This is a genomic window from Plastoroseomonas hellenica, from assembly GCF_018129085.1.
In the GTDB taxonomy this organism is placed as follows: domain Bacteria; phylum Pseudomonadota; class Alphaproteobacteria; order Acetobacterales; family Acetobacteraceae; genus Plastoroseomonas; species Plastoroseomonas hellenica.
On sequence record NZ_JAAGBB010000004.1, the window covers coordinates 141418 to 163323 of the forward strand.

Here is a 21906-nt window from a genome sequence, read left to right on the forward strand (position 1 = left end):
GGCGATCGAGGCAGGAGGCGATCGTGACCGTCAAGCGACCGACGCGCGCCATCAAGGCCATGGGGTCTGCGCCGGTGCGTGGCATGGCCGGGAGGGGGCTGCCCCTCCCGGCTGATCGCGAGCCTCAGCCGCGTGCGAGACCCGCGGCGCGCATGGCCTCGCCCATGGCGCGGTTGCCGCGGTCCATGAAGGCGGCGAATTGCTCGGCAGTGCCCCAGACGGTGCCGAAGCCGCGGGCGCTCATGAAGTCCTTGAACTCCTGCGCCTTGTAGATGCGGTCCATGGCGGCTTCGAGCTGCTGGACGATGTCGCGCGGCAGGTTGAGGGGGGCGGCGATGCCGCGCCAGGCGCCGGTCGCGTAGTTGATGCCGAGCGTCTCGTTCAAGGTCGGCACATTGGGGAAGATCGGGTTGCGCTGCGGCGCCATGATCGCGAGGCTGCGGGCGCGCCCGGCATCGATCATCGCGCGGGCTTCCGGCACTGAGCAGGTGACGAGGTCGAGACCACCGGCAGCGAGATCCTGCATCGCCGGCGCAGCGCCGTTGGAGGGCACCCAGCGGACATGGTCGGCACGCAGCCCCATGGCCTGCAGCCAGCCGACGAGCGCCAGGTGCCAGATGCCGCCCTGGCCGGTGCCGGAGGCCTTGAGACGGCCGGCGGGTGCGGCCTTGATCGCGTCGGCGAGCGCCTTGATGTCCTGATAGGGCGCGTTATGGGGGACCTGCACGCCGGGCGGATCCTCGTTCATCAGGGCGATCGGCGTGTAGCTGGTGTGATTGAGCGGCGTCAGGCCCTGCCAGTGCATCATCGTGATCTCCACGGTGATCATGCCGATGGTGTAGCCATCGGGCTGGGCCTGGGAGATCGCGGCATGGCCGACGACGCCAGAGCCGCCGGTGCGGTTCACGACGTTCACGGGCTGGCCGATGTCGCGCTCCAGCAGGGTGCCGATGATACGCGCGGTGGCATCGGTGCCGCCGCCGGCGCCCCAGGGCACGATGAGCTGGATGGGCCGCGAGGGATAGCGCGCCTGCGCGAGCGCGGGGCGCGCGAGCAGCGCGGCCGCTCCGGCGGCGCCGAGCCCGCGACGGGTGATGCTGTGCATGAGGAGGCTTCCTTCCCTGGCATCGGGTGCCCGAGGGCCCCGCTTCGTTTGCCGGGGAAGGCTATCTTGGCGGTGGAACGCTCCGCAAGGAGCGGCAACGACGCCGTGTGGAAGCGGGTGTCACAGGCCGCGGAGTTCCTGGCCTGCCAGAAGGCCGCGCTGCGCCTTCAACTGCTCCGCCAAGGCGTCGAGCACCACCCTGACGCGTGCGGTGCTGCGCAGATCCGGATGGGTCAGGAGCCAAAGCGAGGTCGCCATCTCCGCAAGCGGCGGCATGACCCGGACGAGGCCCGGATCGGGGTCGGCGATGACGCAGGGCAGCGGCGCCAGGCCGATCCCGGCACGGGCGGCGGCGGCAAGCGCCAGGAGCGAGCTCGCCCGATGGACGATCCGCTCCGGTGCGACCTCGTCCGCGATCCAGCGCGCGGAGCCGAGATGCGACAGGCTGTCGTCCGGGCCGAGCCAGTCGAGCGCGAGGGGGTCGCCGGCGCGGGTTTCGCGATAACGGGCGGATGCATAGACCGCAGTCGCGACAGTCCCGAGCCGGCGCGCGACGAGGCCTTCGGGCGCCGCGCTCGCGGGCCGCAGCGCGATGTCGGCGTCGCGACGGGTCAGGGTGAAGAAGCCGTTGTCGGTCACCAGCTCGACCACCAGGCCCGGATGCGTCGCGCGCAGCCCCGCCACCACCGGCAGCACCAGGGCCAGCAGCGTGTCCGTGGTCGTCAGGCGCACGATCCCGCTTGGCCGGATGTCCCGCCCGGCGAGCCGGCGTTCGAGGGCGTCGAGCTCGGCCAGCATATGCCGCGCCACGGCGATCGCTTCCTCCCCCGCCGGCGTCGCGGCATAGCCGGTGCGACGCCGATCGAAGAGGCGCACGCCGAGCCGGCCCTCGAGCGCGCCGAGCCGCCGCCAGGCGCTCGCGTGATTGACGCGGACCTGCCGGGCAGCCGCCGCCAGGCTGCCGGTCTCGGCCAGTGCCGCCAGCAGCCGAAGGTCCTCGAGGCTGAAGACTTCTTGTCTTGCAGGCAAAGACATCTTGCAGGCCGACCTCATTCCCTTGCGCGAAGGTAGATCCCAGCTTCGCCTCTGTCATTCGCAGCCGGAGGCACCGATGCCCGACCGCCTCATTCTCGTCAGCCACGACCTCTGCCCCTATGTCCAGCGCGCCGCCATCGCGCTGCTGGAGAAGGACGTCCCTTTCAAGCGCGTGACCATCGACCTTTCGGCCAAGCCCGACTGGTTCCGCGCGATCTCCCCGCTCGGGAAGGTGCCGCTGCTCCGCGTCCGGCAGTCGGATGGGGGCGAAGCCGTGCTCTTCGAGAGCAACGTCATCTGCGAATACATCGAGGAGACGGAGGCGGGGCCGAAGCTGCTTCCGGCCGATCCCTTGGAGCGCGCACAGCATCGCGCCTGGATGGAGTTCGGATCCGCGATCCTGTCCGACCTCTATGGCCTCGAGACGACGCAGGATGCGACGGTCTTCGAAAGCAAGCGCGCAGCGATCGCGGCCAAGTTTGCACGCGTCGAAGCGGCGCTGGACAACGGGCCGTTCTTCGCCGGTGAGCACTTCGGCCTGGTCGATGCGGTCTTCGCGCCAGTCTTCCGCTACTTCGACCTCTTCGACAGCCTGGCCGATCTCGCGATCTTCGCCGGGACCCCGAAGGTCCGGGCCTGGCGATCGGCCCTGCACGCTCGGCCAAGCGTGCAGGCGGCGGTCGGCCCGGACTACGCCACGCTGCTGCTCGCCTTCCTGCGGCGACATGACGCCTATCTCCTGTCGATCGCCAGGTGAGCCGCACAGGCTGGCACTACGCCGGCGTCAGCCCTCGCCCTGTCGCTCGGCTTCGGGCGCGGCGATATGCCGCGCCAGTTCCGTGGTCACCCAGCTCCTGAGGGCAGCGACCGGCGGCCGGTCTTCGGCCCCGTCCGGATAGACCAGGTCGTAGCGCAGGCCTTCCAGCACCGGGCCGAAGGGCTGGACCAGTGCACCTGATGCGAGTTCCGCCGCCACCAGCGCGAGGCTCAGCAGTGCCACGCCCTGGCCCGCGATCGCGGCCTGGATGGCGCTGCTCTCGTCATTGAAGGTGATGCCGCCTTCGGGATCGAAGCGGTCGAGCCCCGACCGCTGCGCCCAGAGGCGCCAGGTGGGCACGGACAGCTTCGCCGCCATGGGGCCCCAGCCGAAATGGATCAGCGTGGCGCCCGGCAGGTCCTCGCGCCGGTGCAGGCCGAGATGCGGGCTGCAGACCGGCGCGAAATCATCCCGCAGCAGCGGCAGGGTGGTAAGGCCGGGATAGTGACCCAGGCCGTAGCGGATCGCCGCATCGGCCTCCCCGGCACTGACATCGACGGGATCGTCGGAGGCGTGCAGGCGCAGGTCCCAGCCGGGGTGCAGCCTGCGGAAGCTGCCGACATGGGGCACCAGCAGCTTGGCGGTGAAAGCGACCGTGGCGGACAGCGTCGCCACCCGCCGCATCGGTTGCCGCTTCACGGCATCCACCGCCTCGGCCATGGCATCGAGCGCATCGCGCAATGCGGGAAAGAGCATCCGCCCTTCCGCGGTCAGCGTGACCTTACGGGTCTGGCGCGCAAAGAGGGCGATGCCAAGTCCGGCTTCGAGCTGGCGGATCTGATGGCTGATCGCCGTCGGCGTCACGCCGAGCTCCGCCGCGGCGGCCTTGAAGCTCTCCCGCCGCGCCGCCGCCTCGAAGGCCCGCAGCGCGGCCAGCGGCGGCAACTGGCGCATCAGCGACGCCGCCTCATGGATGATTTGAACTCATTCATCGGCTGAGAACTTCGCGTTTGTCGGTCGTAAATCAAGGAGCCATTTGCTCGCTCGGCCGCCGCGGCGGACCAAGGATGAATCCTCATCATCTGCGCAGGAAGGAAAGCCAGCATGGCATGGGTCTATCTCGCCGCCGCCGCGGTCTTCGAAGTCATCTTTGCGATGAGCATGAAATACGCCGAGGGCTTCACGCGCCTGGCGCCGACCATCATCACGGTCATCGCGACGATCGGCGGTATCGGCTTCCTGACGCTTGCGATGCGGAGCCTGCCGGTCAGCGTCGCCTATCCGATCTGGACCGCCGTCGGCACCCTCGGGACCGTGATCCTCGGCTGCGTCCTGCTCCAGGAGCCGCTCTCGCCGCTCAAGCTCGTCAGTGCGCTCGCCATCACCGGCGGCGTCGCCGGCCTCAAGATGACCTCAGCCTGATCGCCATCATCAGCCGGAGAACAATCCCATGACGACCATCCTGCATCTCGACGCCAGCGCACGCGTCACCCGCTCGCTCAGCCGCCACCTGTCGCAGCGCTTCGTCGAGACGTGGCGCGCACACCGCCGGGATGATCGGGTGATCCGCCGCGACCTCGCCGCCGATCCGCCGCCGCATGTAAGCGAAGCCTGGATCGCCGCCTGCTTCACGCCGCCGCAACAGCGCGACGCCGCCATGCGGGCCGCCCTCGCCTGGTCCGACGCGGCGATCGCCGAGTTGGAGCAGGCCGATGTCATCGTCATTGGCACACCCATGTACAATTACGGCATGCCCAGCGCCTTGAAAGCGTGGTTCGACCAGGTGATCCGGGTTGGCCGCACCTTCTCCTTCGACCTGGCGCGCGGCGACCGGCCGATCGAGCCGCTTATGCGCGGCAAGATGCTCGTCGTCCTCAGCGCCCGCGGCGAGTTCGGCTTTGCGCCCGGCGGCTTGCGCGCGGCCCAGAACCATCTCGATCCGCATCTGGCGACCTGCACGCCCTATATCGGGGTCGCCGAGGAGGCGATCCACACGGTCGCGATCGAGTTCCAGGAATTTGGCGATGAGCGGCATGCGCGCTCACGCAGCGATGCGGATGCAAGGGTCCTGGCGCTGGCGGTGGAACTTGCCCGGCTGCAGCCTGATGTCGCAACGGAGTTGCAGGCGGCAGTGACTTCGTCGAGCGTCGCGCCAGCATCATCGGCCGCCGTGTAACGCTTGATCTCGATGATTGCTTTCCGGGCGGGCGCTCGTCTAGCAACGCGGCGTGTCCATGTCAGCCAGCAGGAAAGCGCAAGCCATGCCTGGTCATGAGACGTCGCCATGGCTCTGACGCCCCTGATCGGCCAGGGGCGGATGCGGGTCATCGAAGAAGCACCGCACGAACCCGCGGTGACGCAGTCATGGCGTCACCGCTCCCTCGTCTTCGACCATCGCCGCTGGTCCTGCCGCGAGGCCGAGCTGACCTGGACCGCGCCATCGCATCTCATCGTCCTGACCCAGAGGGGCAGCACGACGCAGACGCGCATCGCTTGCGCCGGAGAGCTCGTGCATGACGGCCACGACCGGCCCGGCATGCTGTCCTTCGTGCCGGCGGGGGTCGAGCGGTCCGGCCTCTATCGCAACGCCGATCTGGTCTACTCCGCCCTCTGGCTCGACCCGCGCCTGCCCGGCCTCTGCGGCCGCGACTGGGCGACCCTGCCTATCCTGATCAACCGCGCCGATGCCGTCGTCGCGACACTCCTGTCGTCGCTCCGGGATGAGATCGCGGCCGGCGGGATGCCCGAAGCGGTCTATGTCGAGCATCTGGCCGCGGTCGCCATGCACCGGATCCTCGCCCTCGACGGCGCACCGCCGCGGCGCAAGGATCATGGCCGCCTGAGCGGCACGACGCTGCGTCGGGTTCAGGATCATGTCGAAGCCCATCTCGACCAGGAGATCGCGCTTAGCGATCTCGCCGCCATCGCCGGGATGACCGGCGACAGCTTCGCACGTCAGTTCAAGGCAGCGGCCGGGCTCGCCCCTTATGCCTTCGTGATCGAGCGGCGGATGCGGCGGGCGGAGGATCTGCTGGCCAGGCCGGAGATGGCGCTCGCGCAGATCGCGATGGCCTTGGGCTTTTCGAGCCAGAGCCATTTCACCACGACGTTCCGGCGCCAACGCGGGATGACGCCGCGCGCCTATCGGCAGCGGCTTTTCTCCTGAATCCTGCAAGTGATGCCGGATTCATGAAAGACGCGTCGGCCTCCGCCTCCCACCTCCTGTCCACGCGCAAGCGTTGCGCGAGATGCGAGAGGGACGCGACATATCATGACGGAACGGAAATCCCGGCCGACGCGCCGCGACATCATGCATGGCGGCGCGGCCGCGACCGTGCTGCTCGCCACCGGCATGCCCGAGGCGACAGCCGCTCCCTCTCCTGCCGCTGCGGCCGAAGCCCCGCTCCGCACCGTCAGGCTCCCGGTGACGCTGACGATCAACGGAAGCCCGGTCGCGGCGGCATTCGATCCCCGCACCACCTTGCTCGATGCGCTGCGCCACCAGCTTGACCTGACCGGGTCGAAGAAGGGGTGCGATCACGGGCAATGCGGCGCCTGCACGGTGCTGGTCAATGGGCGGCGCATCAATGCCTGCCTGACGCTGGCGGTGATGCACGAGGGCGATGAGATCCGGACGATCGAAGGCCTCGCGCAGGGCGATACCCTGCATCCGATGCAGGCGGCCTTCATTGCCCGCGACGGCTTCCAGTGCGGCTACTGCACGCCAGGCCAGATCTGTTCGGCCATCGGCATGCTGCGGGAGGCCGAGGCCGGCTGGCCGAGCCACGTCACGAGTGATGTCGCGGCAGCGCGTATCACCCTGAGCGACGCCGAGATCCGCGAGCGCATGAGTGGCAACATCTGCCGCTGCGCCGCCTATCCCAACATCGTCGCTGCCATCCGCGACGTCGCCGAGACGGCCTGACGCATGCGCCCCTTCACCTATGAACGCGCGACGGGCCTGCGCGAAGCGGCCGCCGCTGTCGCCGCCCGCCCCGATGCCAAATTCATCGCCGGCGGCACCAACCTGCTCGACCTGATGAAGCTAGAGATCGAGCGGCCGACCCATCTCGTCGACATCAGCCGCCTGCCGCTGCGCCGGATCGAGGAGACATCCGATGGCGGGCTGCACATCGGCGCGCAGGTGCCGAACAGCGATCTCGCCGCCGATGCCAGGGTCCGGACGCGTTACCCGCTGCTGTCGCAGGCCTTGCTCTCCGGCGCGTCCGCGCAGCTCCGCAACAAGGCCAGCACCGCCGGCAACCTGCTGCAGCGCACGCGCTGCCCATACTTCCAAGATGCGGGCATGCCCTGCAACAAGCGCGTGCCCGGGTCGGGCTGCGCCGCGCGGGGCGGCTACAACCGCGCGCACGCCATCCTCGGCGCCAGCGAAGCCTGCATCGCGGTGCATCCTTCCGACATGGCGGTGGCGATGACCGCGCTCGATGCGCGGGTCGAGACGATCCTGCCCGATGGCCGCGCCCGCACGCTTCCGATCGGCGAGTTGCACCGCCTGCCGGGCGACACGCCGCATCTGGAGAACAACCTCGCGGCCGGTGAGATGATCACCGCCGTCACCCTGCCGCCGCCGCCGCCCGGCCGGCAGCTCTACCGCAAGATCCGCGACCGTGCGTCCTATGCCTTCGCCCTGGTCTCGGTCGCGGCTGTCGTCGAGGTGGCCTCGGGGCGCATCCGCAATGCACGGATCGCGATGGGTGGCGTCGCGCCGAAGCCCTGGCGATCAGCCGAGGCCGAGGGCGCCCTGGCGGACCGCGCCGCGGGTGATCGGAGCTATGCGGCCGCTGCCGATGCGGCGTTGTCGGATGCACGCGGCGACGGGCACGTCGCCTTCAAGATCGAGCTGGCGAAGCGCGCCCTGCGGCGCAGCCTCGCTGACCTCACCCCGGATCGCTGAGGTGGCATGATGACTTCCGACCCTATCGTTCAAGCGACTGCCGGCGCCGCGCCAGGTGCCAGGATCGGCCAGCCGGTGGACCGGATCGACGGTATCCTCAAGGTCACCGGACGGGCGACCTATGGCTATGAGCACAGGATCGGCCGTGCGCCTGCCCATGGCTGTATCCTCGGCGCGAGCATTGCCCGGGGGCGCATCCTGGAAATCGACGTGCGCGAGGCAGAGCGTGCGCCCGGCGTCATCCTGGTGATGACGCACCGGAACGCGCCGGACCAGCCCGAGTTCGGCGCCGCCGTGACGGCGACTGTCCCGGAGGTGTTCACGCGCGCGCGCCCGGTACTGGCGAGCGAGCGTGTCCGCTATCACGACGAGCCGGTCGCCCTGGTGGTCGCCGAGAGCTTCGAGGAGGCGCGTCACGCGGCGAGGCTGATCAGGCTACGCTACGAGACCGAACCCGGCGCCTTCGATCCCGTAGCACCGGATGCGGAGATCTACCGGCCCGGCCGCACCAATGCCGGCTTTCCGACTGATTCGGAACATGGTGACTTCGAGGGCGCTTTCTCGGTGGCGCCGGTCCAGATCGACGCGAGCTACCGGACACCCTTCGAGAGCCACAACCCCATGGAGCCGCACGCGGCCATCGCCGAATGGGAAGGCGATCGGCTGACCGTTCATACCGCGACGCAGACGGTGGCGAATATCCAGGCCGGCCTCGCCAGCACCTTGCGGGTGCCGCCGGAGAATATCCGCATCGTCAGCCCCTTCATCGGCGGCGGCTTCGGCGCCAAGCTAATCCTCCACCCGGAGACGATCTGCGCGGCGCTCGCCGCCCGGGTGCTGAACCGGCCCGTCAAGGTCGCGCTGACGCGCCAGCAGATGTTCGCCAATGCCGGCCACCGCCCGGCGATGCGCCAGCGCGTCAGGCTAGGTGCGGATCGCGATGGCAGGCTTACCGCGATCGGCCATGAGGTCCTCGCCTCGACCGCCCGCTTCGAGGAGTTCGCCGAGCAGAGCGCGGTCCCGACCCGCGCGCTCTATGCCGCGCCGAACCGGCGCACGACGCATCGCCTGATACGCCTCGACACCAATCGCGGCGAGTGGATGCGCGCGCCTGGCGAAGCATCCGGGCTGCTCGCCCTCGAATGCGCGATAGATGAGCTCGCCGAGCGGCTCGGCCTTGATCCGATCGCACTGCGCATCCGCAATGAGCCGGAACGCGATCCGGAGCTTGGCGTGCCCTTCTCCAGCCGCAACCTGGTTGCCTGCATGCGGGTGGGCGCCGAGCGCTTTGGCTGGCGCGATCGTCCGTTGCGGCCGGGCAGCCGGCGCGAGGGCCGATGGCTGATCGGCTACGGCATGGCGGCGGCGATCCGCGGCAATTATCTCGGACCGGGCTCCGCCCGCGTCGCCATCGATGCTGCGGGCCAGGTGACGGTGCAGGCCGACATGACCGATATCGGCACCGGCACCTATACGATCCTGGCGCAGGTCGCGGCCGAGCGGCTCGGCGTGCCGCTCGATGCGATCAGGGTCATGCTCGGCGACAGCCGCCTGCCGCGCACGGCAGGGTCCGGCGGCTCCTGGGGTGCCACCAGCTCGGCGACGGCGGTCCACAATGCCTGCCTGGCGCTGCGCCAGCGCATCGCGACCGCCGCGGCATCGCATGCGGCATCGCCGCTGCGCGGCAGCAATGCCATCGAAGCGCATTTCGCGGATGGTGCGCTCCGTCTTGGCGCGCGATCCGAAAGCCTTGAGCGCCTGCTGGCGCGGATCGCGCCGGAAGGGTTGGCGGCGGAAGGCTCGGCCGTCCGCGGCGAGACCTATCGCACCTATTCCCAGCACGCCTTCGGCGCGCATTTCGCCGAGGTCGCGGTCGATATCGACAGCGGCGAGGCCCGGCTGCGGCGCATGCTCGGCGTCTTCGCGGCGGGGCGAATCCTCAATCCGAAGACGGCGCGCTCGCAGTTGATCGGCGGCATGGTCTGGGGCGTCGGCGCCGCACTGATGGAGGAGACCGTGCTCGATCGGCGCCACGGTCATTTCGTCAATCACGACCTCGCCGAGTATCACGTCCCGGTGCACGCCGACATTCCGGACGTCGACGTGATGTTCGTCCCGGAGGAAGACGACAAGGGCAACCCGCTCGGCGCCAAGGGCATCGGCGAGCTTGGCAATTGCGGTGCGGGAGCGGCGGTCGCCAATGCGGTCTACAACGCCACCGGAGTGCGCGTGCGGGACTTCCCGATCACCCTCGACAAGATCTTTCCGGGGCTGGCGGCGGGCTGAGGCTCGAAGCCGCGGCCGCCATCATTGCAGCCGGCGAGCTTCGTCCAAACACAAAAGGGCGGGACCTGCCGGTCCCGCCCTTTTTGTAAGCTCCTGATTTAGCTGCCTAAATCGAGGAGAGACTTGGCGCGCCCGAAGAGATTCGAACTCCTGACCCCCAGATTCGTAGTCTGGTGCTCTATCCAGCTGAGCTACGGGCGCCCAAGAGGACCGGGGAATTACCGGAGGCTCGCCGCCTCCGCAACCCCCTTCCTCCAGAATTATGCCGAGAGCTTGTCGAGCTCACGAACGATCGCTTCCCCCATGACGCTTGTGCCGACGCGGGCCATGCCCGTCTGCATGATATCCGCCGTGCGCAGGCCGCCGGCGAGCACGCGCTGCACCGCGGTCTCGATCAGCTTCGCATCCTCCTCCATCTCGAAGGACCAGCGCAGCAGCATGGCGAAGGACAGCATCTGCGCGCAGGGATTGGCGATGCCCTTGCCCGCGATATCAGGCGCGCTGCCATGCACCGGCTCATAGAGCGCGTGGCGGCGCCCACTGGCGTCCGGCGCGCCAAGCGTCGCCGAAGGCAGCATGCCGAGCGAGCCCGTCAGCGCCGCCGCCAGATCGGACAGCACGTCGCCGAACAGGTTGGAGCCAAGGATGACATCGAACTGCTTCGGGCGCGAGCAGAGCTGCATGGCGCAGTTGTCCGCGTACATGTGCTCCAGCTCGACATCCGGGAATTCGGCGCGGCCGATCTCGCCGACGACGGCGCGCCAGAGGCGGCCGCTCTGCATGACATTCGCCTTCTCGACGCTCGTCACCTTGTTGCGGCGCTTGCGCGCCAGGTCGAAGGCGACGCGCGCGACGCGCGCGATCTCATCTTCCGTGTAGACTTCGGTGTCGATGCCGCGGCGCTTGCCGTCGGCCATGATCTCGATGCCGCGCGGCTCGCCGAAATAGATGCCGCCGGTCGATTCGCGTACGATCATCAGATCGAGGCCGCGCACCAGATCGGCCTTCAATGACGACGCATCGGCCAGAGGGTCGAGCACCACGGCCGGGCGCAGATTGGCGAAGAGGCCGAGGTCCTTGCGCAGCCGCAGCACGCCGAGCTCCGGCCGCTTCTCGAAAGGCAAGCTGTCCCATTTCGGGCCGCCGACGCTGCCGAACAGCACGGCATCGGCGGCGCGCGCCGCCGCGACCGTCTCATCCGGGCAGGGCGAACCCTCGGCGTCCAGCGCGGCGCCGCCGACCACGCCTTCGCTGATGTCGAAGCTCACGCTGCGCCGCCGGTCCATCCATTCGATGACGCGCCGCACTTCACGCACCACCTCGGGGCCGATGCCATCGCCCGGCAGGATCAGCAGCTTCTTGTTCGATGCCATCGTGTCCGTTCCCTCAGGCCGGCGCCAGCCAGGGCTGCGCGGACTTCTGCTTCGCCTCGTAGCTGTCGATCTGCGTCCCGTGCTGCAGGGTCTGGCCGATATCATCGAGGCCGTTCAGCAGCAGACGCTTGCGCAGTGCGTCGACCGGGAAGGAATGTTCCTCCCCGTTCGGCCGGATCACCACCTGGCGCTCAAGGTCGACGGTGACGCGCGCGTTGCCGCCGAGCTTCGCATCCTCGACCAGCAGCTCGCAGACCTCCCGCGGCAACCGCACCGGCAGCACGCCGTTCTTGTAGCAGTTGTTGTTGAAGATATCGGCGAAGTCCGGCGCGATGACGCAGCGGATGCCGAAATCGAGCAGCGCCCAGGGCGCATGCTCGCGCGACGAGCCGCAGCCGAAATTCTCATAGGCGATCAGGATCTCGGCGCGCCGGTAAGGCTCCTGGTTCAGCACGAAATCCGGGTTCTCGCTGCCATCCTCGCGGAAGCGGAGATTGGCGAAGAGGTGCTTGCCGAAACCGGCGCGCGAGATCGACTTCAGGAAGCGCGCCGGGATGATCTTGTCGGTGTCGACATTGGCCATCGGCAGCGGTGCCGCGATGCCGGTCAAGGTGGTGAAGGCCTTCACGACAGCGCCTCCTTCGGCTGATAGTCGCGCACATCGGCGAGGTGACCCGCGACCGCCGCGGCGGCCGCCATCGCCGGCGACAGCAGATGCGTCCGCCCGCCCGGCCCCTGCCGCCCTTCGAAGTTGCGGTTCGAGGTGCTGGCGCTGCGCTGGCCGGGCGTCAGCTTGTCCGGGTTCATGCCGAGGCACATGGAGCAGCCGGCCTCCCGCCACTCGAAGCCTGCCTCGCGCAGGATGCGGTCGAGCCCTTCGCGCTCGGCCTGCTTCTTCACGAGGCCGGAGCCCGGCACCACCATCGCACGCACGCCATCGGCGACCCGGCGGCCCTTGGCGATGGCCGCCGCCGCGCGGATATCCTCGATGCGGCTGTTGGTGCAACTGCCGATGAAGACGACGTCCACCGGCAGCTCCTGCAGCCGCTGCCCAGGCGTCAGGCCCATATACTCGACCATGCGACGGAGCTGCGCGCGGCGTGCTTCGTCCGCCGCTTCTTCCGGGTTCGGGATGATGCCGGTGATCGGCAGCACATCCTCCGGGCTGGTGCCCCAGGTGACCTGCGGCGCGATCTCATGCGCGTTCAGCGACACGACGCGGTCGAAATGCGCGCCGGGATCCGACGGCAACGTCTTCCACCAGGCCAGCGCCCGCTCCAGGGTCTCGCCCTTCGGGCCGTTCGGCGTCTGCGCCACATAATCGAAGGTGGTCTGGTCGGGCGCCACCATGCCGGCGCGGGCGCCGCCTTCGATGGTCATGTTGCAGACCGTCATGCGACCGGCCATGTCGAGTGCGCGGATCGTGTCGCCGGCATATTCGATCACATGGCCGGTGCCACCAGCGGTACCGATCTTGCCGATGATCGCCAGCACGATGTCCTTGCCGGAGCACCCGAAGGCGAGATTGCCGTCGACCTGCACCTTCATGTTCTTCGCCGGCTTCTGCAGCAGCGTCTGGGTGGCGAGCACATGCTCGACCTCGCTGGTGCCGATGCCGAAGGCGAGTGCCCCCATGGCGCCATGGGTCGAGGTGTGGCTGTCGCCGCAGACGATGGTCATGCCCGGCAGCGAACGCCCGAGCTCCGGCCCGATCACGTGCACGATGCCCTGGCGGTCATCGAGCAGCGGGATATAGGGCACGCCGAACTCGGCGACGTTCTTCTCGAGCGTCTCCACCTGCAGCCGGCTCTCGGGATCGACGATCCCGGTGCGGCGGCTGTCGTCGGTGGCGATGTTGTGGTCCACGACCGCCAGGGTGGCGTCGGGGCGGCGCACGCGGCGGCCGGCGGCGCGCAAGCCGTCATAGGCCTGCGGCGTCGTCACTTCGTGGGTAAGGTGAAGGTCGATGTAGAGAAGCGCGGTGCCATCCGGAAGCGTGTCGACGACATGCGCGTCCCAGATCTTGTCGAACAACGTGCGCGGCTTCTGAACCGACATCTTTTCCTCGCCTACAGAGCAGATCGCCGGAGGGCGGAAGCGCCCGGAGGTGTCAATCTGCTCGCCTCGTATCCCATAAGAAGAGCGGTGGCCGGGACGATCCGCGGCCACCGCTTCATATGGTTAGTCCTGGGCCACCTCGGCAGGGGCCGCGGCGGCGGTCGTCGCGCCGGGCTTGCCCGCCAGCTTCTCCTGGATGCGCGCCGACTTGCCGGTGCGCCCGCGCAGGTAATAAAGCTTCGCGCGCCGCACCTTGCCGCGCCGGACCACCTGGATCTCGGCGACGTTCGGGGAATAGAGCGGGAAGACGCGCTCCACACCCTCGCCATAGGACAGCTTGCGCACGGTGAAGTTGCTGTTCACGCCGCGGTTGGAGCGCGCGATCACCACGCCCTCATAGGCCTGGGTGCGGATGCGCTCGCCTTCCTGCACCTTCACCATCACGCGGACGGTGTCGCCGGCGGCGAAGTCCGGGGTGGCGCGGGCGGCGGAGAGGCGGGAGAGCTGCTCGGCCTCGAACTGCTGCAGCAGGTTCATGGAATTGTCCTTTCGTCCGATGTCTTAGGCGGCGTCAGGCCGGCCGGCAATGGCCCGCCCCGCCGCGGTTTCCTGGCCCGAATGGCGTGCCCAGAGGTCGGGCCGCCTTTCGCGCGTGATCCGTTCCGCCTCGGCCCGGCGCCAGCGCGCCACCTCGGCATGGTTGCCGGAGAGCAGCACGGGCGGCACGCTGCGCCCCTGCCATTCCGCCGGCCGCGTGTAATGGGGGTATTCGAGCAGGCCGGAGGCGCCGTGGCTCTCCTCCTCCGCGCTCTCGGCCGCGCCCATGACGCCGGGCAGCAGCCGCACACAGGCATCGAGCAGCGCCAGCGCCGCCACCTCGCCGCCCGACAGCACATAGTCGCCGATCGAGACCTCGGTCATCGCCCGCGCCTCGATGACGCGCTGATCCACGCCCTCGAACCGTCCGCAGAGCAGCACGACGCCGGGCCCCGCCGCCAGTTCCCGCACCAGCGCCTGGTCCAGCGGCCGCCCGCGCGGCGTCAGGTACAGCGCCGGCCGCGCCTCACCTTCCGCCAGCGCCGCGCCGACCGCGGCATCCACGACGTCCGGGCGCAGCACCATGCCGGCGCCGCCCCCGCAGGGCGTGTCGTCCACGCTGCGGTGCCGGTCGGTCGCGAAGCTGCGGATGTCCCTGGTATCGCACCGCCAGCGCCCCTCGCGAAGGGCGCGGCCGGCCAGCGACAGGCCGAGCGGCCCCGGGAACATCTCCGGGAACAGGGTCAGGACGGAGGCGTGCCACACGGTCATGCGGCCTCCTCGCCCGGCTGCGGCGGCACCACGATCTCCTCCGGCAGGATCACGGTGAGGCGCCCGGCGGCGATATCGACCACCGGCACCACCGCCCGGGTGAAGGGCAGCAGGCGCTCGCCGCGCCCTTCCCCCACCACCAGGAAGGCGCCGGCGCCATGCTCCTCCACGTCCCGCACCATGCCGAGATTTTCCCCCGCCTCCGTCACGGCCGAGAGGCCGATCAGGTCCGCGAGGTAGAACTCCTCCGCATCCGTCGCCGGAAGCTGGGCACGATCGGCATAGAGCCTGGTGCCGGTCAGCAACGCGGCGGCATCACGGTCGGTGACGCCTTCGATCTGCGCCAGCCCTTCCGCCTTCAGCGTGATCCCGAGGCGGCGCATGCCCGCGGCATCGGTCAATGGCCCGAGCGTGCCGATGGCAGCAGGGTCGGCCGTGAAGCTGCGCAGCTTCACCAGGCCGCGCACACCGTGCGGCCTGCCGATCTCCCCCACCAGGATGCGCTGCGCGGCCATTCAGGCGATGCCTTCGTGCCTCAGCCCGCCGCCGCGGCGGCAGCGGCAGCGCGCTCCTGCGCCTTCTTCTTCGGCGCGGACTGCTTCGGCTGCTCGGGGAACACCGGCATCGGCGCGAGGCCGGCCTTGCCGAGGAACTTCGCGACGCGATCGGTCGCCATCGCGCCCTCGCTCAGCCAATGCGCGATGCGGTCGTCGGACAGACGAATGCGATCGGCATGGTCGGAAGGCAGCATCGGGTTGTAGCTGCCCACCTTCTCGATGAAACGGCCGTCGCGCGGGCTGCGGCTGTCCGCCACCACGATGTGGTAGTAGGGGCGCTTCTTCGCGCCGGCGCGCGCAAGGCGGATCTTCAGGGCCATCGGTTTTTCTCTCTGCTCCGATCGAATAAATGGTGTCTCAGAAGGGGCGTCCGCCGCCCCGCATGCCAGGCGGAAGAAGCCCGGCGAGACCGCCGCGCATCATCCCCTTCTGGCCGAGCTTGTTCATCCGCTTCATCATCGCGGACATGTCGTCAAACTGCTTCAGGAGGCGGTTGACCTCCTGCACCGTCGCGCCGGATCCCGCCGCGATGCGGCGCTTGCGCGACGCCTTGATGATGTCGGGCGTGCGGCGCTCCTTCGGCGTCATGCTGCCGATGATCGCGGCCTGGCGCTTCAGGATCTTGGTGTCGAGATTGGCATCCTCGAGCTGCGCCTTGATCTTCCCCACCCCCGGCAGCATGCCGAGGATGCCGGAGAGCGAGCCCATCTTGCCGATCTGCTGCAACTGCTTCGCGTAGTCTTCCAGGTCGAACAGACCCTTCTGCATCTTGGCCGCGAGCTTCTCGGCCTCCGCCTTGTCGATCGTCTCCGCGGCCTTCTCGACCAGGGAGACGATGTCGCCCATGCCGAGGATGCGGGACGCGATGCGGTCGGGGTGGAAATCCTCCAGCGCATCCAGCTTCTCGCCGGCACCGAGCAGCTTGATCGGCGCACCGGTGACCGCCCGCATCGACAGCGCCGCACCGCCGCGCGCATCGCCGTCGACCCGGGTCATGACGATGCCGGTGACGCCGACCTTGTCCTGGAAGGCGCGCGCGGTGTTGACCGCGTCCTGGCCGGTCATGGCATCGACGACCAGCAGCGTCTCATGCGGCTTCGTCGCCGCCTTCACGGCCGCGACCTCCGCCATCAGCGCCTCGTCGATCGCGAGCCGGCCGGCGGTGTCGAGGATCACGACGTCATAGAGCTCGCGCCGCGCCACATCCATGGCGCGCGCCGCGATCTCGAGCGGCGACTGGCCGGCGATGATCGGCAGGCTCGTCACCTCGGCACGGCCGGCGAGCTGCTCCAACTGAAGCTGCGCCGCCGGGCGATGCACGTCGAGCGACGCGAGCAGCACCTTCTTGCGGTCTCGCGCCCGGAGTCTGAGCGCGATCTTGCCGGAGGTCGTGGTCTTGCCCGAGCCCTGCAGGCCGACCATCAGGATCGGCACCGGCGATGGCGCGTTCAGGTCGAGCCCGCGCTGGCCGGTATCGCCCTCGCCGCCGCCCAGCGCCTCGACCAGCGCATCGTTGACGATCTTGATGACCTGCTGCGCCGGGGAGACGGAGCGGATCACCTCCTGCCCGATCGCCCGGTCACGGACTTTATTGGTCAGCTCCTTGACCACCGGCAGCGCGACATCAGCCTCGAGCAACGCAACGCGCACCTCGCGCAGCGCTTCGGCCACGTCGGTCTCGTTCAGCGCGCCGCGGCGGCGCAGCCGGTCGAAGACCCCGTTCAGCTTGCTCGACAGCGCCTCGAACATCGTGGTCGCCTGTAATCCCAAATCCGTTGCGGGCGCCCCAAAACATTACGCGCCGCTGCGCGAGCCTTCGCGGAGCGGCGGAGCCACCCCGCCCATGGGGGTGACCGGTTTCGGGGCATGGCCCAGAGAAGCGGGGAGATACGGTGCGGTGCGGAGGAGGTCAAGCATCCTCGGGAGGGCTCTGCCCTCCCAAACCCACACGGCAGGAGCCTAGGGGCCCTGCACCCGATCAATTTGAAGCAGGTCCAGGAGGCTCCAGCCTCCTGGCGGGTGGGGAATCCGGGGAGGGCAAAGCCCTTCCCGGAGTGCCGCCTACTTCGGCGACAGCACCATGATCATCTGGCGGTTCTCCAGGCGGGGCATCTGCTCCACCTTGATGATCTCGCCGAGATCGGTGCGGATACGCTCCAGGACTTTAACGCCAAGGTCCTGGTGGGCCATTTCACGGCCGCGGAAGCGTAGCGTGACCTTTACCTTGTCGCCTTCCGAGATGAAGCCCTTCATCTGCTTCATCTTGGTCTCGTAGTCATGGTCGTCGATATTCGGACGGACCTTGATCTCCTTGATCTCGACGACCTTCTGCTTCTTGCGGGCCTCGTTGGCCTTCTTCTGCTGCTCGTATTTGTACTTGCCGTAGTCGAGGATCTTGCAGACCGGCGGAACGGCGTTGGGGGAGATCTCCAGGAGATCGAGCCCGACATCATAGGCGCGCATCAGCGCCTCTCGGGCGGTCATGACGCCAAGCATCTCGCCGTCCTTGTCGATCAGGCGGACCTGCGGGACGCGAATTTCCTCGTTGACCCGGGGGCCGTCCCGGGAAGGCAGTTGCTGAGCGGGAAGCGGAGCGCGTGAGATCGGGGACCTCCTCTCGATGTTTCATGAAAATATAGCCTGGAGCAGATCGCCGGGGGGCGGGAAAACGCCCGAAGACGTGAATCTGCTCGCCAGAAACGCTCTATGCGGCCGAAACGGGGTTCTCCGCAACCCGAAGATCGGGTGGCATGGCCTCCGCGACAAGACGGGCGACCGCATCGGCGAGCGGCAGCGTCTCCTGCTCGCGCCCGGGCAGGCGGCGCAGCACCAGGCTGCCTTCCTCCGCCTCGCGCCGTCCGACCACCGCGAGCACGGGCACCCGTTGCTCGATATGGTCCGGCACCTTGCGGTTGATCTTCTCGTTCCGCGCATCCAGCGCCACCCGGATGCCGGCCTTCCGGAGCGCCTCGGCCGCCTGTTCCGCGAAGGGCACAGCGTCATCGACGATCGTCGCGATCACGACCTGGACGGGAGCCAGCCAGAGCGGGAAGCGCCCGGCATGCTGTTCGATCAAGATGCCGAGGAAGCGCTCGAAGCTGCCGAGAATGGCGCGATGCAGCATCACCGGGCGCTTCCGGCTGCTGTCCTCGGCCACGTATTCGGCATCGAGACGATCCGGCAGCACGTAGTCGACCTGCAAGGTGCCGCATTGCCAGTCGCGGCCGATCGCGTCGCGCAGCACGAATTCCAGCTTGGGGCCATAGAAGGCGCCCTCGCCCGGGTTCAGCTCGTATTCGACGCCGGCCAGGCGGCAGGCTTCCTTGAGGCCGGCCTCCGCCTTGTCCCAGCTCTCCTCGCTGCCGGCGCGCTGGGCCGGGCGGTCGCTGAACTTCACCCGGAAGCTGTCGAAGCCGAGATCCCGATAGACCGACGCCAGCAGATCGACGAAGCGCGCCGTCTCCGCAGCCACCTGATCCTCGGTGCAGAAGATATGCGCGTCATCCTGGGTGAAGGCGCGCACCCGCATGATGCCGTGCAGCGCACCCGAGGGCTCATAGCGATGGCAGGCGCCGAATTCCGCCATGCGCAACGGCAGCTCGCGGTAGCTGCGCAGGCCGTGGTTGAAGATCTGCACATGGCAGGGGCAGTTCATCGGCTTCAGCGCGAGAAGGCGGTCCTTCTCAGACTCATCATCGACGGTCGCCAGGAACATGTGCTCCCGGTACTTGTCCCAGTGGCCGGATGCTTCCCAGAGCTTGCGGTCGACGAGCTGCGGCGTCCGCACTTCCTGATACTCCGCGGCCTCCAGGCGGCGGCGCATGTAGTCCTGCAGCACGGTGTAGAGGCGCCAGCCCTTCGGATGCCAGAAGATGCTGCCGACCGCCTCCTCCTGGAGGTGGAACAGGCCCATCTCGCGGCCGATGCGGCGATGGTCGCGCTTCTCCGCCTCCTCCACCTGGGTGAGATAGGCGTCGAGCTCCTTCTGGTCGCGCCAGGCAGTGCCGTAGATGCGCGACAGCATGGCGTTGCGGTGATCGCCCCGCCAATAGGCGCCGGCGACCTTGGTCAGCTTGAAGGCGGTGCCGACATCGCCGGTGCCCCGCATATGCGGGCCGCGGCAGAGATCGAGCCAGTCGCCCTGGCTGTAGAGGCTGATTTCCTGATCGGCCGGCAGGCCCTCGATCAGCTCGACCTTGTAGGCCTCGCCCTTCGCCCGAAACAGCGCCGTCGCCTCTTCCCGGCTCACCACGCGGCGTTCGAAGGGTGCGTTCCGGGCGACGATCTCGCGCATCTTCGCCTCGATCGCCGCGAAATCCTCGGGCTTGAAGGGCTCGTTGCGCGCGAAGTCGTAATAGAAGCCGTTCTCGATCGCCGGGCCGATCGTGACCTGGGTGCCCGGGAAGAGCTCCTGCACCGCCTCGGCCAGGACATGCGCCGTGTCGTGGCGGATCAGCTCCAGCGCCTCGGGGTCGCGGCGGGTGATGAAGCGCAGCGTCGCGTCCTGCTCGATCGGCGTCGCGAGGTCCACGACCTTGCCGTCCACCGCCATGGCGAGCGCCGCCTTGGCGAGCCCGGGGCCGATCGCTGCGGCCACGGTGGTGCCCGTCACCGGCCCATCGAAGGCGCGGACGGATCCATCGGGCAGGGTGATCGCGGGCATGAGGACAGGCGGCTCCGGGGTAAGTTGCGGAAGGCGCGGACATGGCCACCGCCCCCGCGCCCCGTCAAGAGAAGGCCGGCCGCAGAGCGCCTCAGCGTTGGAAGGTGAAGCTCTCCTGCCAGGGGCCGTAGTCGGTGGTGGTGACGCCGTTCGCGGTGCTGCCGAGATAGGTCGGCAAGCCCGGCACCGGCACCACGGTCACGGTGCCGCCCTCGGCGCCGATCACCCCGGCATGGACGGCAGCGCGGCAGACCTGGCTGTCGGTGGTGTAGACGCCGGTGCCCCAGACGGTGCCGGTGTCCATGGCGGCGGAAGCGTCGCAGCCGCAGCTCAGCACCGCCCTCTGCCCTTCGAAATTGGCGGGGCAGGCCTGCGCGGCAGTTGCGGCGCCGGGCTTCGCCGCGGTGACGCTGAAGGAAGCCTGCCAGGGCCCGTAATCCATGGTGCTGACGCCATTGGCGCTGCCGCCGCGATAGGAAGGCCGCCCCGGCTCCGGCGTCACGGTGACGAGGCCGCCGGCGGCCGGGACCGCGCCGGCATGCAGCGCGGCACGGCAGACATGGCTGTCGCTGGTATAGGGCCCGCTGCCCCAGACCGGCCCCGAGAGCATTCCTTCCCCGCGACAGAGGCAGGTGGTCGGGTTGCTGCGACCCTCGAAATTCAGCGGGCAGGCGGCCTGCGCGTGGACGCTGCCGGGTATGGCCATCGCGAGCAGGAGAAGCACGACGACAAGAACGGGCCTGATCATGGAACCCTCCCCGCGGCGGCCATGGCGCCACTGATACGGGAACGGTATGACAAGCGGCGGCGCTGGGCCAGCCGAATCCCGTGGCGATCGGGCGTGGCTGGCGAACAGCTTCACGCTTCCGGGCGTTCCGCCCTGCGGCGACCTCTTCCGCTCAGGCGAAGCCCGCCGCCGCGATCGCGTCCCGCACCTCCTCGATCGTCAGGGCGGAGAGCGGGATCCGGCGCAGGTGGATGCCACCACTGGCGCGCGGCGCGCAGAGCGCCGGGTCGCTATCGGCGCCGAAGAGCGTGAGGCCAGGGCAGCCGCAAGCGGCCAGGAGATGCATCGGACCGGTGTCGTTGCCGACCGCGAATACCGCCCGCCGCGCGATCGCCGCGATGTCGGTCAGCGCAGTCCGTCCGGTGAGGTCGACGGCATCCGGCTGCGCTGCACGGATCGCGGCCGCCAGCGGCGCCTCGCCCCGCGCGCCGATCACGACGGAGGGCAGCGGCAGCGCCGCCGCCAGGGCCGCGAAGCGCTCCATCGGCCAGCGCTTGGCAGGCCGCGACGGCGCAGCGCCCGGCACCAGCACGGCGAAACGCTCCGGCAGGCCGAAGCGTGTGAGATCGGCGTCGAGCCAGCCGAGATCGGGTGCCGGGAATTGCGTGATCCCAGCCATCTCGAGCTGCTCGCGCTGCCGGTCGATGGTGTGCATGGAATCCCGTGCCGGATTGGCATGGGGGTGCGAGGCCCCGCGCGCGATGCCCGACCATTCCGCGCGCGCGCCCACGAAGAGCCGATAGCGCGAGGAGCGGCCCGAGGTCTGCAGGTCGTAGACGCGATCGAAGCGCGCCGCGCGCAGCCGCCCGGCCAGCCGCAGCAACCCGCCCAGATCGCGCGCCGCCGGCCGCCCATCCTCCCAGACCTCATCGAACCAGGGCGAAAGCCGCGCCAGTGGCGCAAAGGGCGGCGTCGTCAGCAGGGTGATGCGCGCCGCTGGGTGATGCGCCCGGATCGCCGCGAAGGGCCCGAAGGCGAGCGCGAAGTCGCCGAGCGCCGCCAGCTTGATGACGAGGATGGAAGGCGCTTTCATGCCGGCCGCATGATGTACTGGGCGATGTC

Annotated in this window: 22 protein-coding genes and 1 tRNA gene; 7 read left to right on the top strand and 16 right to left on the bottom strand. The window is 69.1% G+C overall.

Going from position 1 to position 21906, the window contains the following annotated elements; all coding sequences use genetic code 11:
- Positions 1-124 precede the first annotated feature (124 nt).
- Complete coding sequence (locus GXW71_RS04660; RefSeq protein WP_211851233.1) at positions 125-1105, bottom strand: tripartite tricarboxylate transporter substrate binding protein; 981 nt, start codon at positions 1103-1105, stop codon at positions 125-127.
- Positions 1106-1225: 120 nt separating this feature from the next.
- Positions 1226-2134, bottom strand: a complete 909-nt coding sequence (locus GXW71_RS04665; RefSeq protein ID WP_211851234.1) for a LysR family transcriptional regulator — start codon at positions 2132-2134, stop codon at positions 1226-1228.
- Positions 2135-2216: 82 nt separating this feature from the next.
- Here GXW71_RS04665 and GXW71_RS04670 point away from each other — a divergent pair, with 82 nt between their 5' ends.
- Positions 2217-2897 (top strand): glutathione S-transferase family protein, encoded by a 681-nt coding sequence (locus GXW71_RS04670; protein ID WP_211851235.1) that lies wholly within the window; start codon positions 2217-2219, stop codon positions 2895-2897.
- 27 nt (positions 2898-2924) lie between these two features.
- Here GXW71_RS04670 and GXW71_RS04675 read toward each other — a convergent pair whose 3' ends face one another.
- On the bottom strand, positions 2925-3851 hold the full coding sequence (locus GXW71_RS04675; RefSeq protein WP_211851236.1) for a LysR substrate-binding domain-containing protein: 927 nt from the start codon (positions 3849-3851) through the stop codon (positions 2925-2927).
- Between the two features lie 150 nt (positions 3852-4001).
- Here GXW71_RS04675 and GXW71_RS04680 point away from each other — a divergent pair, with 150 nt between their 5' ends.
- The 6 genes from GXW71_RS04680 to GXW71_RS04705 all read left to right on the top strand — a co-directional run bounded on the left by GXW71_RS04680 (position 4002) and on the right by GXW71_RS04705 (position 10098).
- Entirely contained in the window at positions 4002-4319 is a 318-nt protein-coding gene (locus GXW71_RS04680) for a DMT family transporter (protein WP_211851237.1), read from the top strand.
- Between the two features lie 28 nt (positions 4320-4347).
- A complete protein-coding gene (locus GXW71_RS04685) occupies positions 4348-5073 on the top strand; it encodes an FMN-dependent NADH-azoreductase (RefSeq protein ID WP_211851238.1) in 726 nt (241 codons plus the stop codon).
- A gap of 108 nt (positions 5074-5181) precedes the next feature.
- Positions 5182-6063 carry a helix-turn-helix transcriptional regulator gene (locus tag GXW71_RS04690; RefSeq protein WP_211851239.1) on the top strand — a complete coding sequence of 294 codons (882 nt, stop codon included), beginning with the start codon at positions 5182-5184 and terminating at the stop codon, positions 6061-6063.
- Between the two features lie 105 nt (positions 6064-6168).
- Positions 6169-6822 carry a 2Fe-2S iron-sulfur cluster-binding protein gene (locus GXW71_RS04695; protein WP_246526273.1) on the top strand — a complete coding sequence of 218 codons (654 nt, stop codon included), beginning with the start codon at positions 6169-6171 and terminating at the stop codon, positions 6820-6822.
- Positions 6823-6825: 3 nt separating this feature from the next.
- Positions 6826-7812, top strand: a complete 987-nt coding sequence (locus tag GXW71_RS04700) for an FAD binding domain-containing protein (protein ID WP_211851240.1) — start codon at positions 6826-6828, stop codon at positions 7810-7812.
- Between the two features lie 75 nt (positions 7813-7887).
- A complete protein-coding gene (locus GXW71_RS04705; RefSeq protein ID WP_367617245.1) occupies positions 7888-10098 on the top strand; it encodes a molybdopterin cofactor-binding domain-containing protein in 2211 nt (736 codons plus the stop codon).
- Between the two features lie 124 nt (positions 10099-10222).
- Here the strand turns inward: GXW71_RS04705 and GXW71_RS04710 are convergent.
- From GXW71_RS04710 to GXW71_RS04770, 13 genes are all read right to left on the bottom strand, one after another.
- Positions 10223-10299: transfer RNA gene (locus tag GXW71_RS04710), tRNA-Arg, on the bottom strand.
- A gap of 59 nt (positions 10300-10358) precedes the next feature.
- Positions 10359-11471 (bottom strand): 3-isopropylmalate dehydrogenase, encoded by a 1113-nt coding sequence (gene leuB / locus GXW71_RS04715; protein ID WP_211851242.1) that lies wholly within the window; start codon positions 11469-11471, stop codon positions 10359-10361.
- A gap of 13 nt (positions 11472-11484) precedes the next feature.
- The gene (gene leuD, locus GXW71_RS04720) at positions 11485-12099 is read right to left on the bottom strand and encodes a 3-isopropylmalate dehydratase small subunit (RefSeq protein ID WP_211851243.1); all 615 of its coding nucleotides are present in this window, start codon (positions 12097-12099) and stop codon (positions 11485-11487) included.
- A complete protein-coding gene (gene leuC, locus GXW71_RS04725; protein ID WP_211851244.1) occupies positions 12096-13529 on the bottom strand; it encodes a 3-isopropylmalate dehydratase large subunit in 1434 nt (477 codons plus the stop codon). Before leuC ends, leuD begins: the two co-directional genes overlap by 4 nt.
- Positions 13530-13652: 123 nt before the next feature.
- Positions 13653-14066 (bottom strand): 50S ribosomal protein L19, encoded by a 414-nt coding sequence (gene rplS / locus GXW71_RS04730; protein ID WP_211851245.1) that lies wholly within the window; start codon positions 14064-14066, stop codon positions 13653-13655.
- Positions 14067-14090: 24 nt separating this feature from the next.
- The gene (trmD, locus tag GXW71_RS04735) at positions 14091-14837 is read right to left on the bottom strand and encodes a tRNA (guanosine(37)-N1)-methyltransferase TrmD (RefSeq protein WP_211851246.1); all 747 of its coding nucleotides are present in this window, start codon (positions 14835-14837) and stop codon (positions 14091-14093) included.
- On the bottom strand, positions 14834-15352 hold the full coding sequence (gene rimM / locus GXW71_RS04740; protein ID WP_211851247.1) for a ribosome maturation factor RimM: 519 nt from the start codon (positions 15350-15352) through the stop codon (positions 14834-14836). The genes trmD and rimM overlap by 4 nt, the downstream gene beginning before the upstream one ends.
- A gap of 20 nt (positions 15353-15372) precedes the next feature.
- Positions 15373-15714, bottom strand: a complete 342-nt coding sequence (rpsP, locus tag GXW71_RS04745; protein WP_211851248.1) for a 30S ribosomal protein S16 — start codon at positions 15712-15714, stop codon at positions 15373-15375.
- Between the two features lie 37 nt (positions 15715-15751).
- Complete coding sequence (ffh, locus tag GXW71_RS04750; protein ID WP_211851249.1) at positions 15752-17143, bottom strand: signal recognition particle protein; 1392 nt, start codon at positions 17141-17143, stop codon at positions 15752-15754.
- Positions 17144-17455: 312 nt separating this feature from the next.
- Positions 17456-17968, bottom strand: coding sequence for a translation initiation factor IF-3 (gene infC / locus GXW71_RS04755; protein ID WP_211851336.1), 513 nt, complete (start codon positions 17966-17968; stop codon positions 17456-17458).
- 130 nt (positions 17969-18098) lie between these two features.
- Entirely contained in the window at positions 18099-20057 is a 1959-nt protein-coding gene (gene thrS, locus GXW71_RS04760; RefSeq protein ID WP_211851250.1) for a threonine--tRNA ligase, read from the bottom strand.
- A gap of 91 nt (positions 20058-20148) precedes the next feature.
- Positions 20149-20805: an LCCL domain-containing protein gene (locus GXW71_RS04765; protein ID WP_211851251.1), complete on the bottom strand. Its 657-nt coding sequence runs from the start codon at positions 20803-20805 to the stop codon at positions 20149-20151.
- Between the two features lie 151 nt (positions 20806-20956).
- The gene (locus tag GXW71_RS04770; RefSeq protein ID WP_211851252.1) at positions 20957-21877 is read right to left on the bottom strand and encodes a glycosyltransferase family 9 protein; all 921 of its coding nucleotides are present in this window, start codon (positions 21875-21877) and stop codon (positions 20957-20959) included.
- Positions 21878-21906: the final 29 nt, after the last annotated feature.

What these genes read in the sequence shown, in the direction of transcription:
- leuC (WP_211851244.1), bottom strand. Translation starts at nt 13,529, where the DNA reads ATGTCGGTTCAGAAGCCGCGCACGTTGTTCGACAAGATCTGGGACGCG.
- GXW71_RS04690 (WP_211851239.1), top strand. Translation starts at nt 5,182, where the DNA reads ATGGCTCTGACGCCCCTGATCGGCCAGGGGCGGATGCGGGTCATCGAA.
- GXW71_RS04700 (WP_211851240.1), top strand. Translation starts at nt 6,826, where the DNA reads ATGCGCCCCTTCACCTATGAACGCGCGACGGGCCTGCGCGAAGCGGCC.
- rplS (WP_211851245.1), bottom strand. Translation starts at nt 14,066, where the DNA reads ATGAACCTGCTGCAGCAGTTCGAGGCCGAGCAGCTCTCCCGCCTCTCC.
- rimM (WP_211851247.1), bottom strand. Translation starts at nt 15,352, where the DNA reads ATGGCCGCGCAGCGCATCCTGGTGGGGGAGATCGGCAGGCCGCACGGT.
- GXW71_RS04680 (WP_211851237.1), top strand. Translation starts at nt 4,002, where the DNA reads ATGGCATGGGTCTATCTCGCCGCCGCCGCGGTCTTCGAAGTCATCTTT.
- thrS (WP_211851250.1), bottom strand. Translation starts at nt 20,057, where the DNA reads ATGCCCGCGATCACCCTGCCCGATGGATCCGTCCGCGCCTTCGATGGG.
- GXW71_RS04660 (WP_211851233.1), bottom strand. Translation starts at nt 1,105, where the DNA reads ATGCACAGCATCACCCGTCGCGGGCTCGGCGCCGCCGGAGCGGCCGCG.
- trmD (WP_211851246.1), bottom strand. Translation starts at nt 14,837, where the DNA reads ATGACCGTGTGGCACGCCTCCGTCCTGACCCTGTTCCCGGAGATGTTC.
- rpsP (WP_211851248.1), bottom strand. Translation starts at nt 15,714, where the DNA reads ATGGCCCTGAAGATCCGCCTTGCGCGCGCCGGCGCGAAGAAGCGCCCC.
- GXW71_RS04675 (WP_211851236.1), bottom strand. Translation starts at nt 3,851, where the DNA reads ATGCGCCAGTTGCCGCCGCTGGCCGCGCTGCGGGCCTTCGAGGCGGCG.
- leuB (WP_211851242.1), bottom strand. Translation starts at nt 11,471, where the DNA reads ATGGCATCGAACAAGAAGCTGCTGATCCTGCCGGGCGATGGCATCGGC.
- GXW71_RS04770 (WP_211851252.1), bottom strand. Translation starts at nt 21,877, where the DNA reads ATGAAAGCGCCTTCCATCCTCGTCATCAAGCTGGCGGCGCTCGGCGAC.
- ffh (WP_211851249.1), bottom strand. Translation starts at nt 17,143, where the DNA reads ATGTTCGAGGCGCTGTCGAGCAAGCTGAACGGGGTCTTCGACCGGCTG.
- GXW71_RS04685 (WP_211851238.1), top strand. Translation starts at nt 4,348, where the DNA reads ATGACGACCATCCTGCATCTCGACGCCAGCGCACGCGTCACCCGCTCG.
- GXW71_RS04765 (WP_211851251.1), bottom strand. Translation starts at nt 20,805, where the DNA reads ATGATCAGGCCCGTTCTTGTCGTCGTGCTTCTCCTGCTCGCGATGGCC.
- GXW71_RS04670 (WP_211851235.1), top strand. Translation starts at nt 2,217, where the DNA reads ATGCCCGACCGCCTCATTCTCGTCAGCCACGACCTCTGCCCCTATGTC.
- GXW71_RS04695 (WP_246526273.1), top strand. Translation starts at nt 6,169, where the DNA reads ATGACGGAACGGAAATCCCGGCCGACGCGCCGCGACATCATGCATGGC.